Annotated in this window: 19 protein-coding genes; 16 read left to right on the top strand and 3 right to left on the bottom strand. The window is 38.3% G+C overall.

The features are described 5' to 3' along the window. The first annotated feature begins 67 nt into the window (after positions 1 to 67). Both GHNINEIG_RS03930 and hypF read left to right on the top strand, forming a co-directional pair. The gene (locus GHNINEIG_RS03930) at positions 68 to 682 is read left to right on the top strand and encodes a thioredoxin family protein (protein ID WP_135795433.1); all 615 of its coding nucleotides are present in this window, start codon (positions 68 to 70) and stop codon (positions 680 to 682) included. A 14-nt stretch (positions 683 to 696) separates the two neighbouring features. After that, positions 697 to 3,108 (top strand): carbamoyltransferase HypF, encoded by a 2,412-nt coding sequence (gene hypF / locus GHNINEIG_RS03935; protein WP_135795434.1) that lies wholly within the window; start codon positions 697 to 699, stop codon positions 3,106 to 3,108. Positions 3,109 to 3,250: 142 nt separating this feature from the next. Here hypF and cybH read toward each other — a convergent pair whose 3' ends face one another. The 3 genes from cybH to GHNINEIG_RS03950 are packed head-to-tail and all read right to left on the bottom strand — an operon-like array spanning position 3,251 to position 6,908. After that, entirely contained in the window at positions 3,251 to 3,937 is a 687-nt protein-coding gene (gene cybH, locus GHNINEIG_RS03940) for a Ni/Fe-hydrogenase, b-type cytochrome subunit (RefSeq protein ID WP_135795435.1), read from the bottom strand. Between the two features lie 47 nt (positions 3,938 to 3,984). Beyond that, positions 3,985 to 5,787 carry a nickel-dependent hydrogenase large subunit gene (locus GHNINEIG_RS03945; protein WP_223260931.1) on the bottom strand — a complete coding sequence of 601 codons (1,803 nt, stop codon included), beginning with the start codon at positions 5,785 to 5,787 and terminating at the stop codon, positions 3,985 to 3,987. A gap of 35 nt (positions 5,788 to 5,822) precedes the next feature. After that, positions 5,823 to 6,908 carry a hydrogenase small subunit gene (locus GHNINEIG_RS03950; RefSeq protein WP_135795437.1) on the bottom strand — a complete coding sequence of 362 codons (1,086 nt, stop codon included), beginning with the start codon at positions 6,906 to 6,908 and terminating at the stop codon, positions 5,823 to 5,825. A 363-nt stretch (positions 6,909 to 7,271) separates the two neighbouring features. On the opposite strand from GHNINEIG_RS03950, the gene GHNINEIG_RS03955 reads away from it, so the two are divergent. The 14 genes from GHNINEIG_RS03955 to hypE are packed head-to-tail and all read left to right on the top strand — an operon-like array spanning position 7,272 to position 17,505. Then, positions 7,272 to 7,964, top strand: coding sequence for a HyaD/HybD family hydrogenase maturation endopeptidase (locus GHNINEIG_RS03955; RefSeq protein WP_223260932.1), 693 nt, complete (start codon positions 7,272 to 7,274; stop codon positions 7,962 to 7,964). Then, positions 7,964 to 8,266 (top strand): HypC/HybG/HupF family hydrogenase formation chaperone, encoded by a 303-nt coding sequence (locus GHNINEIG_RS03960; protein ID WP_135795439.1) that lies wholly within the window; start codon positions 7,964 to 7,966, stop codon positions 8,264 to 8,266. Before GHNINEIG_RS03955 ends, GHNINEIG_RS03960 begins: the two co-directional genes overlap by 1 nt. An 11-nt stretch (positions 8,267 to 8,277) precedes the next feature. After that, positions 8,278 to 8,688, top strand: a complete 411-nt coding sequence (locus GHNINEIG_RS03965; protein ID WP_135795440.1) for a thioredoxin domain-containing protein — start codon at positions 8,278 to 8,280, stop codon at positions 8,686 to 8,688. A 13-nt stretch (positions 8,689 to 8,701) separates the two neighbouring features. Beyond that, complete coding sequence (locus GHNINEIG_RS03970) at positions 8,702 to 9,574, top strand: hydrogenase expression/formation protein (protein ID WP_135795441.1); 873 nt, start codon at positions 8,702 to 8,704, stop codon at positions 9,572 to 9,574. Beyond that, on the top strand, positions 9,564 to 9,785 hold the full coding sequence (locus tag GHNINEIG_RS03975) for a rubredoxin (protein WP_135795442.1): 222 nt from the start codon (positions 9,564 to 9,566) through the stop codon (positions 9,783 to 9,785). The genes GHNINEIG_RS03970 and GHNINEIG_RS03975 overlap by 11 nt, the downstream gene beginning before the upstream one ends. A 2-nt stretch (positions 9,786 to 9,787) precedes the next feature. Next, positions 9,788 to 10,432 carry a [NiFe]-hydrogenase assembly chaperone HybE gene (gene hybE, locus GHNINEIG_RS03980; RefSeq protein WP_135795443.1) on the top strand — a complete coding sequence of 215 codons (645 nt, stop codon included), beginning with the start codon at positions 9,788 to 9,790 and terminating at the stop codon, positions 10,430 to 10,432. Between the two features lie 2 nt (positions 10,433 to 10,434). Further along, the gene (locus GHNINEIG_RS03985) at positions 10,435 to 11,508 is read left to right on the top strand and encodes a hypothetical protein (RefSeq protein ID WP_135795444.1); all 1,074 of its coding nucleotides are present in this window, start codon (positions 10,435 to 10,437) and stop codon (positions 11,506 to 11,508) included. Further along, on the top strand, positions 11,501 to 11,842 hold the full coding sequence (hypA, locus tag GHNINEIG_RS03990) for a hydrogenase maturation nickel metallochaperone HypA (protein WP_135795445.1): 342 nt from the start codon (positions 11,501 to 11,503) through the stop codon (positions 11,840 to 11,842). Before GHNINEIG_RS03985 ends, hypA begins: the two co-directional genes overlap by 8 nt. A gap of 2 nt (positions 11,843 to 11,844) precedes the next feature. Next, complete coding sequence (gene hypB, locus GHNINEIG_RS03995) at positions 11,845 to 12,765, top strand: hydrogenase nickel incorporation protein HypB (RefSeq protein WP_135795446.1); 921 nt, start codon at positions 11,845 to 11,847, stop codon at positions 12,763 to 12,765. A gap of 1 nt (position 12,766) precedes the next feature. Beyond that, positions 12,767 to 14,257 carry a sigma-54-dependent transcriptional regulator gene (locus GHNINEIG_RS04000; protein WP_135795447.1) on the top strand — a complete coding sequence of 497 codons (1,491 nt, stop codon included), beginning with the start codon at positions 12,767 to 12,769 and terminating at the stop codon, positions 14,255 to 14,257. 27 nt (positions 14,258 to 14,284) lie between these two features. Beyond that, positions 14,285 to 14,575, top strand: a complete 291-nt coding sequence (locus GHNINEIG_RS04005; protein ID WP_135795448.1) for a HypC/HybG/HupF family hydrogenase formation chaperone — start codon at positions 14,285 to 14,287, stop codon at positions 14,573 to 14,575. A 4-nt stretch (positions 14,576 to 14,579) separates the two neighbouring features. Then, entirely contained in the window at positions 14,580 to 15,311 is a 732-nt protein-coding gene (locus GHNINEIG_RS04010; RefSeq protein ID WP_135795449.1) for a D-sedoheptulose-7-phosphate isomerase, read from the top strand. Next, on the top strand, positions 15,311 to 16,447 hold the full coding sequence (gene hypD, locus GHNINEIG_RS04015; protein WP_135795450.1) for a hydrogenase formation protein HypD: 1,137 nt from the start codon (positions 15,311 to 15,313) through the stop codon (positions 16,445 to 16,447). The genes GHNINEIG_RS04010 and hypD overlap by 1 nt, the downstream gene beginning before the upstream one ends. Further along, complete coding sequence (hypE, locus tag GHNINEIG_RS04020) at positions 16,444 to 17,505, top strand: hydrogenase expression/formation protein HypE (RefSeq protein ID WP_135795451.1); 1,062 nt, start codon at positions 16,444 to 16,446, stop codon at positions 17,503 to 17,505. Before hypD ends, hypE begins: the two co-directional genes overlap by 4 nt. Positions 17,506 to 17,508 lie beyond the last annotated feature (3 nt).

A 17,508-nucleotide genomic window follows, 5' to 3' on the forward strand; every position in this document is an offset into this window, starting at 1 on the left:
AGGGTATTTTGTTGTATTAATATGGTGCCTTTTTAGTTAAGGCTCTTTTACTTTTTAAGGTTTTTTTATGAGCATTAAACAAATTCCAGCATCTGATTTTAAGCTAGCCGTTATTGATAGTTCTTTGCATAATCCAATAGCCGTTTTTTTTACGGCAAGTTGGTGCGAGCCTTGTCAGGAAGTGAATGCATTGTTAGAAACTGTTGCCAAGGAATATGAAGAGCGTCTTAATATTGCGGTTATTGATATTGATGATAAAGAGGTCGATCAAGTTTTAGATGACTGTAAGGTTGAGTCGATTCCTGATTTAAAACTGTTTCATAAAAAAGAACTGGTGGCGCAAGCTAAGGGTGTGTTGTCTAAGGTGCAAATAGATAAATTATTAGAGCCTTATGTTTTAACAGAGCAACAACATCGTATTCATGTTTTAGAAAAACAAATTGAGATATTACTGGCTTCAGAACAGTATGAAGAAGCGCAAAGTATTGTGGGAATTTACAGCTCTAAATACCCGCTAGATCAAGAAGTAAAATTGATTGAAATAGCTATTGCGGTAAAAATGAATCTTATCGACTTGGCTAGCCAACTTATTCAAGCGTTACCAACAACGTTAAAAGAAAATGCCAAGGCTAAAGAAGTGATTGGTTTGATAGAAAATATGCAACATCAAACGGTTCAATAGTTAGGCCTTATTAGATGTTTGCTTTTTGCAATATTCGAGTAACTGGCTGTGTTCAAGGTGTAGGATTTAGGCCGTTTATTTGGCAGTTAGCAAAACAGTTTGAAGCGACGGGTTGGGTATTAAATGATTCGGAAGGTGTTTTGATTGATATCAAAATACATAATGTACAGTTACAGCGCTTTGTTGATGAGATTAAAAAAAATGCTCCGGCTTTGGCAAGTGTTGAAACGGTAGCCGTAACGAATATTGTTAGCCCTCAACAAATTGAAAAGCTAAACACGGTAAGTGGTTTTGATATTGTAGAAAGTAAAACAGGCGTGATGAATACTGTTGTATTGCCTGATGCGGCCACTTGTGATTTATGTCGTTCTGAGATAAATGATCCCAAAAACAGACGTTATGGTTATGCGTTTACCAACTGCACACTTTGCGGGCCAAGATATTCCATTATTAAAAACATGCCTTATGATCGAGCACAGACATCTATGGCTGATTTTGAAATGTGTGATGCATGCTTGGCTGAATATAACAATCCTGCGGATAGACGTTTTCATGCACAACCCAATGCTTGCCCTGATTGTGGGCCTAAATTGTATTTGGCTAAACACGGCGAAATAAAAGAAAATCAAAATTACCAGGCCTGGTCATTTGAGGATTTAGATTCTGATTCAATGTTTGACCAGGCCTGCTTATTTTTAAAACAAGGCAAGATTTTAGCTGTAAAAGGCTTAGGTGGTTATCACTTGGTGTGTGATGCTATGAATGATAAAGCTTGCAATTTATTGCGTGAACGTAAATATCGTCCAGCTAAGCCATTTGCTTTAATGGCGGCAGATATTGAAAGTGTTGGCCATTATTGTGATGTTGGAAACAGCGCTAAAACTTGGTTAAGTTCGGTACAGTCGCCCATTGTTTTAATGCCTAAGTTAACCAAAAATACTTCACCATATTCCCTTTCAGAATCCATTGCTCCTAATCAATCAAAACTTGGTTTTATGTTACCGAGTAATCCATTGCATATTTTATTAATGCAAAAGTGGCAAAAAGAATCGGGGCATGGAGTATTGGTTTTTACTTCTGCAAACCGTTCTGGCATGCCGCAAGCTTATTTGCAAGAACATGAAAAGGCTTTATTAGATTTGGCAGATCATTTATTGACTCATAATCGTCCGATTGTAAGACGTTTAGAAGATTCGGTTGTTTTAATTACGCCAGATGATGACTTTTTGGTGTTGCGGCAGTCTAGAGGGTTTTCGCCTTTTAAAGTGAATTTACCTAAAGGATTTGAAGTAGATACTGCTACGATTTCAGCGGGTGGTGATTTAAAAAATTCAATAGCCATTAGGCATCACGGGCAAATTATTCTGTCTCATTATTTGGGAGACTTAGCTAATTTTGATGTACAAACCGCATACAAAGAAGCGTTGGATGATTTGACTAAGCTGTATCAATTAAGGCCTGAAAAAATTCAAACGGATTTGCATCCAGGTTATTTTTCAAGTGGATTTATGGATGATTTTAGTCGAAATCATGGTTTAAAAAACAATCCTGTTCAACATCACCACGCGCATTTTAATGCCTGTATGGTTGAAAATGGTATACCTGATTCTGGTGCAAATTACTTGGGTGTTATTCTTGATGGTTTGGGGTACGGTGAAGAAAACCATTTTTGGGGTGGTGAGTTTTTGTATGGTAATTATCATGCCGTTAACAGAGTGGCTTCACTTCAAGCTAAGCCGTTATTGGGTGGCGATAAAGCAAATAAAGAGCCTTGGCGAAATTTATATGCTTATTTAAGAGATTTAAAAGATTTTGCTGGGTTAGATGTTTTATTGAATGAATATAAATCGGCACAAAGTTTGGCAAAACTCAAAAACAAGCCGATTGATTTATTGGAACAGATGTTTAAACAGTCTATTAATTCACCAATGTCTTCATCAGCGGGCCGTTTATTTGATGCCGTTTCAGCTTTATGTAATATCTGTTTTGAACAAGTGAGTTATGAAGGCCAAGCAGCGACGGAATTTGAGGCTTATGTTTCAAAAGAAGGCGTTCTTAAAAATAAAGACTTGGGTTATTTATGTGAGATTGTGAGTAATAGTCGCGAAAGTGAACAGGAATTAAATTACCTGCTTTCTGTTGGTTCTATTTTTAAAGCGGTTTTAGTTGATATTGAGCAGGGCGTTTTGTTAGAGGATATTGCTTGTCGTTTTCATATTGGTTTTGCTAATGGAATCGTGAGTATGATTAGTAAACTAAAAAATGAATATGATTTTGATTCGGTTGTATTTAGTGGTGGGGTTTGCCAAAACAGTTGGTTAATTTATTTAATTGAACACGCAATGCCAAAAGAGATTGCTGTTTTAAAACATCGAATGTTGCCTGCTAATGATCAGTCAATAGCAATAGGCCAAGCCGTTAAGTAAGTTTTTTAAGAGGAGGTTTGTTTTTTACAGGCCTGGTAAAATCTTTAATACCAATATTTGAAATCAAACATAAAAAAACCTCGCAGTAACTACGAGGTAAGACTGAGGGAGGGTACTACTATTAATTTTTAATTATGTGGGACTATCTTTTATCTTTGAAGAAACGCCAACCGCTAATCATGGTGCTAACCATTGATTGACGAGACATGATATCTTCACGAATGGCAACGTAAACGTGAGCAATGACAAAAACAGTGATTATCCATAATCCAAGTCTGTGCCATGAATGGACATCTTGGCTTTGACCAAATAGTGGAATTACCCAGCCAAAAAGAGTGTCCTGCCAACTGCCTAAGCCTGCACCTTCTGAATACAGAGCAAAGCCAGTAAAAATCATCATGATTGAACCTAAAACAAAAATAAAGAACATAGCAAACTGCGCCATTGGGTTGTGTCCTTCATGTTTTGTTGGTTCTTTCTTTAAGAATGCATACCATTTGAGTTCGTCAATAAAGCCGGCCCACCATGATGCGCGCCAAATAGGGATGTAGAATAATTCTCTAGCGTGAGAATTACCGACAATCGCCCAATAGATTCTTCCTAAGAAGCCAACGGCAAATATATAAGCTGCAGAGAAGTGAAGAAAGCGGATGGTTCCCATTACATAATGGTCCGACGCTTCACCGCTAAGAGTTGGTAAAGGATTACCAATAAAGTAACCTGTTACCGCAAGTACAAGAATGGCAAGCATATTAATCCAGTGCCATAGTCGTACAGGAGCTTCATAGACATAAACCTTTTCAACTCCTGTTAAGTTTTCATGAGACATTTTATTCTCCTTTATGCTCTCTTAGTTGCCTAAGAGAGCAATCCGTTTTATCTAACCGTTACTGTTGCCATGTCTTGGCCGTCTTCACTCATAACGTGAGTTGAACAAGCTAAACAAGGGTCAAAACTATGCAAGGTTCTAAGGATCTCAACTGGCTGTTCTGGATTAGCCATTGGAGTGCCCATTAGAGAGGCTTCAAATGCCCCAATATTACCTTCTGGATCACGAGGAGAGCCGTTCCATGTTGTTGGAACAACGGCTTGATAGTTTTTGATTTTGCCATCTTCAATAACAATCCAGTGAGCCAGTGCTCCACGTGGAGCGGCAACCGTTCCAACCCCTTTAGCAAACTTAGGCCAAGTGACAGGATCCCATTTCTCGGTATTTGCTGTAGATGAATCGCCATTTTTAATATTGCTAATAAGTTGGTTGAAATCATCAAGCATCATATCGCCACAGTATTCTGATTCTAAAGCTCGGGCTAAAGTTCTTCCGATGGTTGAACCTAAAAAGACTTTTAGATCAGTGATGTCAGTATGGTTTGGATCAAGAATACGACATACAGCATTAAAACGATCTAATGACGTTGTAATTTGATTCGTAACGTACTCAACACCTTGTGCGTATGCCAAGATATAACGAGCAAGAGGCCCAACCTCAACAGCATGGCCTCTCCAACGAGGAGATTTGATCCATGAATATTTAGCAGATTCATCCAGTTCTTTAATATCCGTTTTTGTACCAACGGTATTTCCGCCAAGTTCATAATTAGGTTCAGTAATACCATCCCAAGGATGTAATCCTTTGGTTTCATCGGGGTAGCTATACCAAGAGTGAGTGACAAACTCTTGAACTTGTTCTGGATCTTTTGGATCGACAGGGTGAACAGTAGACCAATCACCACCAATGATTGCACCACCAGGTAGCTGATCAGTTGATTTATCACCATACGCTTTAGGATAAGCGCCATAATCCATTACATCGGTAGCAGAAAGCCCGCCACCATATAGCCAATCTTTATAGAAAGCGGCAATAGCAATAACATCAGGTACATATACGTTTGTGTTGAATTTACGTCCTTCTTGAATTCTTGCTTCCACAAAATTAAGGCGTTCCATATTAATTGGCGCACCTGCAGACATATCTCCATCCATGTTTATTGCACAAGGAACACCACCAACCATATAGTTAGGGTGTGGGTTTTTACCACCAAAAATAGCGTGAATTTTAACAATTTCTTTCTGGAAATCTAACGCTTCTAAATAGTGAGTAACCGCCATTAAATCTGCTTCTGGCGATAATTTATAAGCTGTACTATCCCAGTAACCATTTTTAAAAATACCCAGTTGACCAGATTCAACAAATTTTTGAATACGAGTTTGAATGTCTTTAAAGTAGCCAGGGCTAGACATTGGGTGTGATGGCGATACAATTTTTTGTAGCTCAGACGTTGCTTTAGGGTCTGCTTTAAGTGCATTTACAGGGTTAACCCAGTCAAGTGCATGCAGGTGATAAAAGTGAACGATGTGATCGTGAATTTGTAATGTTTTTGCCATGATTTCACGAATTAAGACGGCGTTTTGAGGGATTTCTATATCTAGAGCATCTTCAACGGCGCGAACAGAAGCAAGTGCATGACAACCTGTGCATACGCCACAGATACGTTCTACAAATGCCCATGCATCACGAGGGTCGCGACCTCTTAATATAACTTCTAAACCACGCCACATAGTGCCTGTTGATACGGCATTTTGAATAACGTTGTTTTCATCAACGTTTACTTCACAGCGCATATGCCCTTCGATACGAGTAACAGGGTCAACCACTACTCGGCGTCCACCGTTATTCATTTCATAATTATTTGGTGTTTTTAAAATAGACATGCTTATTCATCTCCCTTTTTCTGAGAAGCTTTGACTGCACTCATTGCAGCGTGTGCAACAACGGCGGCACCAACAACACCTACAGCGGCGGTACCAATTTTGTCGGCAGTAGATTCAATACCAAATGCATTCATTTCAGTGTCACGAGAATAGAAAGAGCCTTTATCCCAGAAGCCATCTTCTGAACAACCAATACAACCATGACCAGCTTGGATAGGGAAAGATGTTCCCTCATTCCAGCGTACAGTAGAGCATGCGTTATATGTTGTAGGGCCTTTACAGCCTACTTTATATAAGCAGTAACCTTTACGAGCACCTTCATCATCCCATTCTTCTACAAATTGACCTGCGTCAAAGTGAGGGCGGCGATAGCATTTGTCATGGATTCGTTGTGAATAAAACATTTTAGGACGACCTTGTCGGTCAAGTTCTGGAATCTGGTCAAATGTAAGCATGTAGGTAATAACACCTGTCATAACTTCTGCAATAGGTGGGCAACCAGGTACTTTAATAATAGGTTTGTCATAGCCTGCACCTAAAAATTTGTGTACTGGGGTTGCTTGTGTAGGATTTGGTTTAGCGGCCTGTACGCAACCCCACGAAGCACATGAACCCCAAGAGATGATTGCTTTGGCATCTTCAGCCATCCATTTTAACTGTTCAGAAAAAGGTTTACCGCCAATGATACAAGACATTCCATCTTGGTTAAGAGGTGGGTTACCTTCAACTGCTAAAATGTAATTGCCTTTATATTTTTCTTTGATTTCGCTCAGAATCGCTTCAGCTTGATGACCGGCAGAGGCCATTAACGTATCGTCATAATCTAAAGAGATCATTGATAACACAACATCTTTAGCTAAAGGATGAGCTGCTCTAATAAATGACTCAGAACAACAGGTACATTCTAACCCGTGCAACCAAATAACAGGAGTACGAGGTTTGGTTTCCATTGCTGTGGCAATTTTGTTTGCATAGGCTGGTCCAAGGCCTAGCGCTGCGGCAGTCAAGCTGCAATATTTTAAAAAGCTACGACGTGTAATTCCTTGTCGGCGCATGACTTCGTAAAATGTTTCAACAGATGATGACATAAGTAATCCTCTAGTATTTTTTTAGAATGCCAGTCACGGTTTATTTTTGTGCTGACATCTCATGAATTAATTCCAGAATGAAATCTGAAAATCTGGAGGTAATCCAGCAGTGGAAGTGCCAAAAGTCTATTTAGTTATAAAAAACAATAAGATAGGTTAAAAAATGGTAAAAATGGCAAAAATAAATTGAGATAGTTATTTCCAATTATTGTTTTAAACGGTAACTAAGTATTCGTAATTTTGTATTTCTATAATTGTACTTAGGTTTTAGTTTTGTTTATGTGGGTATAGTAACTTTTGATTGGAATAAAAAAAGACTAATTCGTATCATTGTGAAAACTAAGTATACATATTGGAATAAAAGTGAAAACTTTAATACTCGGAATAGGAAACTTGCTTTGGGCTGACGAAGGTTTTGGAATTCGTTGTGTAGAAGCTATGGATGCACTATATGAATTTGATGACTCTGTAGAGCTTATGGATGGTGGTACCCAAGGTATTTATTTAGTTCACCATGTTCAAGATGCTGATAATTTAATTGTATTTGATGCAATTGATTATGGACTTGAGCCGGGCGAAGTTAAGGTGATTCGTGATGATAAAGTGCCTAATTTTATGGGGTGTAAAAAAGTCAGTTTGCACCAAACAGGATTTCAAGAAGTTCTATCAACAGCAAAATTGATGGAAAATTATCCAAAAAATATAGCACTTATTGGGGTGCAGCCAGAATTGATTGAAGACTTTGGTGGGTCTTTAACGCCTAAAGTAGAAGCGCAATTGGAAAACTGTATTGAAATAGCTGTTGAGATTGTTAAAAGCTGGGGGGTAGATGTTATTAAGCGCCCAGAACCTGAGTTAAGTCTTGTGCAGAAAGAATTAGATAAAACAAAGTATGAACAGGAGCGACCTGCTGAAGACGTGGCTTTACGTGTTGGTGATGAACGCGTGCTTGTTGATGATCAATTTAAGTTAAGAGACCAGCCGTTACACCAAGGTATTAGCAATGTTAAAAGCGTACCGATTGATGGGCGTAAACTTTTTGAGAGTAAGTCGTAATGTGTATTGGTGTTCCAATGAAAATTTTATCGTGTGATGAATTGGTCGCTGTTTGTCGTAATGATGAAGAAAATAGAGATGAAACTGTTGATTTATCCCTGATAGGGACACAAAAAGCAGGCGACTGGGTTTTAGTCTTTATGGGGGCGGCTCGAGAAGTTATTGAGCCAGACTTATTAGAATCGGTGCTTCAGGCAAGAAAGGCTATGTTTGCAGCGTTAAATGGTGGTGATGTAGATGCATATTTTGCTGATCTTGTTGGTCGAGAGCCTGAATTGCCAGATTTTTTAAAGAACAAATAAGAGTAAAGACTATGCCTAGAAGTTTAATTAAACAAATCACAAGCGATTATGGTTACCCTGTTTTAAATAGCGATAACTACGATGAATTTGTAAACAATCAAAAAGTTTCTGTTATTTATTTTGGCGGTGATCCAAAAAGATACCCTGAATCAAATGACGTTATTGTTGTTTTACCAGAGCTTGAAAAAGCATTTAAGAACCAATTTAGCGTTGCTGTTGTTTCAGAGGACGATGAACAAGAGTTATCTAAAAAATATGGTTTTAATATGTGGCCTGCTCTTATTTTTTTAAAAAATGGGAAATATATCGACATGATGACCCGTATTCAAGATTGGTCGGATTATATGCGTGAGATTCCTATTATTTTAGAGAAAGAACCGTCTTATGCGCCATCAATTGGTATTAGTGTAGAAGTCAATTAAAGGAACTAATGATATGAGTCAGTACACAGATTTAAGTATACCAGTCAGTGTTGTAGGGCCAGGCACACAGCCTAGTGAAGAAGATGGCATGCAGCTAGATTATATGAAAATGCCAAATGATATGAGTGTCTTTAATGCCCCAATTATTATGGACGATAATATCGAATCCTACCCTGTTGTTGAAGACCTAATGAATCAGTTAATGAATGCGCTTACTCATTTTAAAGAAGGTGATGATGCTGTTCGTTTTGATTTTGCAACGTTTGAAGAAAAAGACATTCAGTTTATAAATAAGTTTTTAGGTGAGGGTGAAGTTGCTGTTATTTTTAATGAAGAGAATCGTCAGTTAAGAATTCAAGAAACGGTTTTAGCCGGTGTTTGGCGTATTGCAGGGCATGAAGATGGCAATATTATTCAAGCTATTGAAGTTGGAACGGTTCCTGTTGCCATTAGAAATGATACTTTTGCAAAGGCAAATTCAATTATTACGCTTCCTAAAGAGCAGCCTGCAGGCACAATTAATGCGCCGTCTCTATTAACCGAGTTGAGCGATAAATCTTTTGCATACCTTGTTGGCGATGAAGCACATGTTGTTAATCTAACACTGTTACCTCAGTCTCCAGAAGATTTGGATATGTTAGGCGAATACCTTGGTGAAGGACCAACGGTTTTTTTAAGCCGAGGTTATGGTAGCTGCCGAGTGACTTCAACAAATTTAAAACATGTATGGTGGGTTCAATATTTTAATTCAGAAGATAAATTAATTTTAAATACTCTTGAAGTTGTAGATGTTCCAATCGTCACTCAAGCCTCAATAGAAGATATTAGAGAGAGTAGCGGGCGTATAACTGAAATGGTTGAGTCGGTAAAGACAAATGATAAGTAAAAGCTTTGAGGGTTCTTATCTTGGTGATGATTCACAAATAACCGATGAAACCAAGATGGAATGCAAAATCTGTTGGTATGTATATGACCCTGCACAAGGTGATGATTATTGGCAGGTGCAACCAGGAACACCATTTACTCAGTTGCCAGCAGAGTGGCGTTGTCCTGAATGTGATGGCGAAAAAGACCAGTTTATGGTTATTAAGGATTAGTTATGCAAAATGGATTTGATGCTAATGAATGGGTAAATTTAATGCAAAAGCATTACGACTCTGTTTATCAGAAAAGTATGAAAGCAATTCCCATTTGCAACTCAACCATTTTAATTGAAATACCCGTATTACAACAGCTTGCCGATGGCCGTTATTTAGGTGTTATTGTAACCCCTTGGTTTATTAATGCAGTATTTAAGTTAGTAGATAAAGAAGGTAATGATGCTCATAAAACGCAATTTACCGCCAAAGTTTCTGAATGTGTTACGTTAAAGTTTCCGTCTGGTCAATATGAGTTTATTGTGAATTACCAACCTGAGGTTGGCTATTTTTATACTTGCTCCTTAATGTCTGACATGCACGCGCTAGAGAGCCATAAAGTCGCTGTTGATTTTGCTTTAGAGTGTTTTAAATTGATTTTTAATGAAGAGGCTAAAGAGCAAACCAATCAACAACAAGCCATTAAAAAAATCAGAATGGGACAAGCGATGATTGCGGAATCGCAAGATGGTCAAATTCAAATTGTCGATAAGCCTAAACCTAAACCAACAAAAACAGTGCAAGAAAAATTAGACACGCCTGTGTCAAGAAGAGGGATGTTTGGTTTAAAAGGTCAAGATAACCCTGAAATAGAGAACCGAGAATAATCATGCAAGGCCATGTGAATATTGAACGCTCTCCTTTGGCTATTGAATCAAGAAGGCCGTTTAAGTTACAAAAAATATTTACAGGGAAAAGCCCTGCACAAGTAAATGAATTTGTGGGATTAGCATATAGTTTGTGCGGAGAAGCTCAAAAATTTGCATCTACTTTAGCGTTATTTGACATTACCGAGAGTGAAAAAAGAAGCTTTAAAAAATTGGTGTGTATTGAAGTGTTAAAAGAGCACTACCTATCCATCGCGCAACTTTTTAATACTCAGGGAATATTAACGACAGCACAATTGTCTTTAGCGTTAAAAGGCGTTGGTCATTGGACAGCAACGGCAAAAAGAAGTGCTACACCAAAAGAGTTTGAATTGCTGTTAAAACAGATTCGTGTGCAATTTAATGACTTATTAAAAATGGATGTTTTTGAGGTCGATTTTGATGACGAACTAAAATTTTTGCTTAATAACACAGGGCCACTTGCACAAATTTGGAATAATAATGAATTAAATAATATTGCATTTGACGTAGTTTCTTTTTATGAAAATCAAACGGTTATGCAAAGTATTCTAAATGCTAATGATTGGACTATATGGGTGGCTAAACCAAGTTTAGACGGTGTTGCTATGGAAAATTCGGTTTTTACAAGAGTAAAAAACAGACATGCTTGGATAGAAAAAATTGAAAAAACAAATGCTTTTTTTGCCCGAGTATTAGCCAAAGCCATTGATGCTCAAAACATCTTTAAAGAATTAAAGGTAGATTTATTTGATAACAACACCTTGTCTGATAGTAATCTGTTTGGTGTTCTTAAGAATGAAAAGGCTGTATTAAGTTGGGTAGAAACGGCAAGAGGCCGTTTAATGCATTTAGCTAAAATTGATAAGCAAACCAATATTGTAAAAGACTATGCGATTTGTGCGCCAACAGAATGGAATTTTCATTCTAATGGGGTTGCACATAAGTGGTTATCTCAACTCGATGCAGGGCCACAATGGAATAAAAATGCTCGTTTGATTGCACAATTAATTGACCCATGTGTACCCATTGAAATTGAGGAAAAAAGCTATGCATGAGATGTCGATTTGTGAAGGGATTTTGCTCACATTAGAAGAGCAATCTAGTGTTCAAAGTTTTAAAAAAGTTAAAAAAGTTTGGTTAGACATCGGGGCTTTTTCGGGTGTTGAAAAACAGGCGTTATTGTTTGGCTGGGAAGTGGTTACCAAAAATACACTTGCTCATGACTCAGAACTTATTATTAATGATATAGCGGGTCAAGCGTGGTGTCTTGGATGTTCAACCACTGTTGATATTGTAAATAGATATGATGATTGCCCTTTATGTGGAAGCCATATGCTTCAAGTGACGGGTGGCGAAGAGCTTAAAATTAAAGAATTAGAGGTAGATTAGTTATGTGTACAGTTTGCGGATGCGGTGAAGGCGAAGTTTCAATTGAAGGTAGTCATGCTCATCATCATGATCATTCACACAATCATGACCATTCACATGATCATAATCACGAACATAGTCATGAACATACCCATGCACAAGAAGAAAATGGTGATTTAAATTACGGGGCAGGTCCAGCGCATGCCCATGCTCCAGGAATGAGTCAAAGCAGAATGGTAGAAATTGAGCAAAACATTCTGTCTAAAAATGACGAGTATGCTCACCAAAATCGCCATAGTTTTGCGCATAAAGGTATTTTTGCCCTAAACCTTGTTTCAAGCCCTGGTTCAGGAAAAACAACGTTGTTAACAGACACTATGTTACGCCTAAAAGATAAATTGCCTTTAGCGGTGATTGAAGGTGATCAGCAAACGGCTAATGACGCTGATCGTATTAGAGAAACAGGGGTTCCCGCTATTCAAGTTAATACGGGCAAAGGATGTCACTTAGATGCTCATATGGTTGGCCATGCTACAGAACATTTAGGCCTTGATAATTACAGTGTATTGTTTATTGAAAATGTAGGTAATTTAGTGTGTCCATCTGCTTTTGATTTGGGTGAAGATCATAAGGTGGCGATTCTTTCTGTCACCGAAGGTGAAGATAAACCAATTAAATATCCAGATATGTTTGCAGCTTCGAGCGTAATGTTATTGAATAAGGTGGATTTACTGCCTTATTTAGACTTTGATGTGGATGCGTGTATTCGTTATGCACAAAAAGTGAATCCTGAAATTGAAGTGATTCAAGTATCAGCTAAGAGCGGTGAAGGAATGGATGACTGGGTTAACTGGTTATTAAATAAACGCAAAGCTCGTTTGCAAGCAGAAAAATCAAAAATGAAAGCGCAAATGAATGCTTTAGAACAAGCTATTGAGGCCTAAAATGTTACAAGAAAAGCCAAGTGTTCTCGTTGTCGATGACGATATGAAGTCGGTTGAAACTATTAAGCGTACTTTAAAACGTCATTATCAAGTGTTTACAGCAACCTCTGCTGAAGACGCGGAAGAGATTTTACGAGCAGAATATATTCAAGTTGTCATAAGTGACCACAGAATGCCTGGTGAAACTGGTGTTGAACTTCTTGTTAGAGTCAAAGAAAAATGGCCAGAAGTGATTCGTATGCTTATCTCTGGTTATTCAAGTCTTGAAGATACTATTTCAGGTATTAATGATGCTGGAATTTATCAATATATTGAAAAACCATGGCAACCAGAACAACTACTCATGGTGGTTCAAAACGCCATTGAGCTTTACGAGTTACAACGAGAAAACCGGTTACTTTCTGTTGAATTGAAAGTAGCGCCGACCTTATTAGAAAAAGAGAATGAAAGTAAGCGTGAAGAACTGACTCAAGTCTATTCTTGTGATGACATTATTCGTTCAACGGGAGGCGTGCTTGATAAAGCGATAGATAAACTTTGCCAAGTCACTAACTATGACATGCCAATTTTAATAACAGGTAAGTCAGGAACGGGTAAAGAGTTGTTTGCTAGAGCTTTACATTACAACTCACATAGAGCAAATAAACCTTTTTTAGCCGAAAACTGCGGAGCCTTGCCGGATCAGTTGCTTGAAAGTGAACTGTTTGGGTATAAAAAAGGCGCATTTACAGGTGCTTATATGGACCATGTTGGTTTAATTGAGCAAGCAAATGGTGGAACGCTTTTCTTAGATGAAATCGGCGAGGTTTCCCCCGCTTTTCAAGTGAAATTATTGCGTGTACTTCAAGAGGGAGAAATACGCCCTGTTGGTCAATCAAAACCGAGAAAAGTAAATATTCGTATTGTTGCAGCAACCAATCGTAATTTAGAAGAAGAAGTTAAAGCGGGTCGCTTTAGAGAAGATTTGTATTACCGTTTAGTGGGGTACGTTATTAATTTACCTTCATTAAATGAACGTAAAGAAGATATTCCATTATTAGCTAAAAGCTACTTAGAGCAATTATGCCAACAGTATGGACGCGACAATCACGGCTTTACCGAAGAGACCATGAAATGTCTTATGGATTATCGCTGGCCTGGCAATATTCGTGAACTGCAAAATGAGATTGGTAGAACATTTATGTTAACGCCTGCCAATGAGCCACTAAGAGCAGAGTTTTTAACGCCAAGAGTTTTACAGGCTGTTCCAGAAGAAATGGAAATGGAAATGAACTGGATTTCGGGTGTAAATGGTTCATTAAAAGACAAAGTTGCACAGCTAGAAGAAAAAATTATTAGAGAGTCTTTAATTCGACTTCGTTGGAATAAAACCAAAGTGGCTGAAGAATTAGGGTTATCTCGTGTTGGTTTAAGACAAAAAATGGAACGTTTTGGAATAGAAGAGACAGCTAAGGCCTCAGTTAAAGGCAAGCAAGAAGCTATTGCAGTTTAACGGTTACTTTAAAGAAGAGAGAACAACATGTGTTTAGGTATTCCAGGACAAATTATTGAAATTACCGATTCAGAAAATCAGTTGGCTTTGGTTGAAGTTTCAGGCGTTAAGCGAGAGGTGAATGTTGCGTGCGTTGTAGAAACTGGTCAGCCAGTAGAAAGCTGTATTGGTTACTGGGCATTGATTCATGTTGGCTTTGCTATGAGCCGAATTGATGAAGAAGAAGCGAAAAAAACATTGGCCATTCTTGAAGAGCTCGGCGAGGTACAAGAAGAGTTAGAAGCGATGCATAAAAGCCAAGAATCTCTAAGAGTATAGAACGATGTCTCAAGAAACCGATATTCTTAAAGCGCTATACCCTTTTGCAGAACCAAAGGAAAGTAGCAAAGAAACTTTGCAAGATTCACAAAATGAAATTACCAGGCCTGGTAATTTTGAAGTTGAAGATTCGGTACTCATTACGTCAATTCAAGAAAAAGTAAATGAAAGTTTAGACGTTAAAAAGACTTATTTTAAAGAGAATGAAACGGCACTGTTAGAGGCTTCTAAACTGATTGCCCATGTATACCGTCAAAAAGGAAAAATGTTAACGATGGGTAATGGAGGTTCAAATTGCGATGCCTCTCATTTAGCGGTTGAGTTTTTACACCCAGTTACCGCAGGAAGACCAGCATTACCCGCTATAAATTTAGGTGCAGATTCCACAATGGTGACTGCGGCAAGTAATGATTTAGGCTATAAAAATGCGTTTGTTAGACAGCTTATTGCACATTCAAGAGAAGGGGATGTATTAATTGGTTTTTCAACAAGTGGTTGTTCAGAAAACTTAATGCATGGTTTTAAAAAAGCCAAAGAATTAGGGTTACATACCATTGCGTTTTCTGGAATGGATGGTGGTGATATGGCTCAAAGTCGGTTTGTGGATATTAACTTAATTGTTGGCTCAAGTAGTATTCATCGAATTCAAGAAAGCCACTTAACAACCTATCACATTTTATGGGATTTAGTTCATTCACTACTTGCGAATGATCGACAAAGTCAGGTAAACAAATAATGAAATATGTAGATGAATTTCGAGATGGTGAACAGGCTCGTCAAATCGCCAAAAAAATCAGCGCCTTGGTTAAAGAATTGGGCGTATCTAAAAAAGAACCTCTGCAGTTTATGGAAGTGTGTGGCGGACATACACATTCAATTTTTCGCTATGGTTTAACCCAGTTTTTACCTGATGAAATTGAGTTTGTTCATGGCCCAGGTTGCCCTGTATGTGTTTTACCCATGGGCGTGGTGGATGATTGTGTTTCTATTGCAGAAAGAGACAATGTTATTTTTACAACGTTTGGTGACGCAATGCGTGTACCAGGGTCTAAAAAAAGTTTATTGCAAGCTAAGGCAGAAGGCTCTGATATTCGAATGGTCTATTCTCCGCTTGATGCTTTGCAAATAGCAAAAGATAACCCAGATAAAGAAGTTGTGTTTTTTGGTTTAGGGTTTGAAACCACCATGCCAAGTACCGCTTTAACTATTTTGCAAGCAGACAAAGAAAATATTAATAACTTTGCTTTATTTTGTAATCACATAACCATTATTCCAACCATTAAAGCCATGTTAGATTCGCCAGATATGCGTTTAGACGGATTTTTAGGGCCTGGTCATGTCAGTATGGTGATTGGCACACAGCCGTATGAATTTATAGCGAGAGATTATCACCGACCATTGGTGAATGCAGGTTTTGAACCTTTAGACATCTTACAATCGGTATATATGCTCGTTAAACAGCTATTAGAGAAGCGTTGTGAGGTAGAAAATCAATATAAACGCATTGTGCCACCAGAAGGCAATAAAGTGGCCTTACAGTCTATTGCAGAAGTCTTTGAGTTAAGAGAGTTTTTTGAATGGCGGGGCTTAGGTTCTATTGATCATTCTGGTGTGCGTATAAAACCTAAATATGCTCAATATGATGCTGAACTGAAATATGAGCTACCTAAACTCAAAATTGCCGACCCAGATTCCGCACAGTGTGGAGAAGTGGTAACAGGTGTGATTAAACCGAATGAATGTAAATTGTTTGGTAAAGCATGTACGCCAGAAACGCCAATTGGCGCATTAATGGTTTCAACAGAAGGCGCGTGTGCAGCGCACTATCACTATGGGCAGATTGAAATTCCGTTATCGGAGGTTGGCAGATGAGTGATATTGAAGACAAAAAAAATAGCTTAATAGAAAAAATGGGATCTGAAATTATTACGCTTGCACACGGAAGTGGTGGTAAAGCAATGCAGAAGCTGATTGATCAAGTTATTTTAGGATTCTTTGGTCAACCAAACCAAGGCCCATTAGAAGATCAAGCGATTTTTGATTTATCGGCCTATCCTAATCACTCTATTGCGTTAACGACGGACTCTTATGTAGTCACGCCCTTGCAGTTTCCTGGTAGTAGTATTGGACATTTAGCGGTAAATGGAACGGTTAACGATATTTCGGTTTCAGGTGCTATTCCATTGTATTTAACCTGTGGACTAATTCTCGAAGAAGGGCTGCTTTTTAAAGAATTAATTGAAGTCATCGCCGATATGGCTGAAGCCGCAGAGCAAGCTAAAGTAAAAATTGTAACAGGTGACACCAAAGTGGTAGACAGGGGCAGTTGCGATAAACTGTTTATTAATACGGCTGGTGTTGGTGTCGTAAATAATTCCTTAAATATTCGAATTCCCAATATAGAAGTGGGCGATAAAGTCATTATTAATGGTGATATCGGTGACCATGGCGTAGCTATCTTAGCCGCTCGTGGTGAATTGGATTTACAAACAACGATTACTTCGGATTGTCAGCCCTTAAATGGTTTGATTCAGACGTTGTTAGCGGAAGGTATTCCAATTAAAGCCATGCGAGATGTTACCCGAGGTGGATTAGCGACAGTACTGAATGAGTATGCTCAAGGTGTTAATTTGGGGGTTCTTATTCAAGAAGCTCAAATACCGATGAAAACCGAGGTAAGAGGCGTTTGTGAAGTCTTAGGTTTAGACCCTCTTTACTTAGCAAATGAAGGCAAGTTGGCTGCTGTGGTACCCGCTGAATATGCCGATAAGGCCGTTGAAATCATGAGCAAACATCCAGCAGGACAAAACAGCTGTATTGTGGCTGAAATTGTAGAAGATCATGCTGGCCGAGTGGTGATGCAGTCAGACTTTGGCGGTAAACGTGTTGTCGATATGCTCGTTGGCGAACAACTGCCCAGAATTTGTTAAATA

Source organism: Hydrogenovibrio crunogenus, assembly GCF_004786015.1.
In the GTDB taxonomy this organism is placed as follows: Bacteria; Pseudomonadota; Gammaproteobacteria; order Thiomicrospirales; family Thiomicrospiraceae; genus Hydrogenovibrio; species Hydrogenovibrio crunogenus.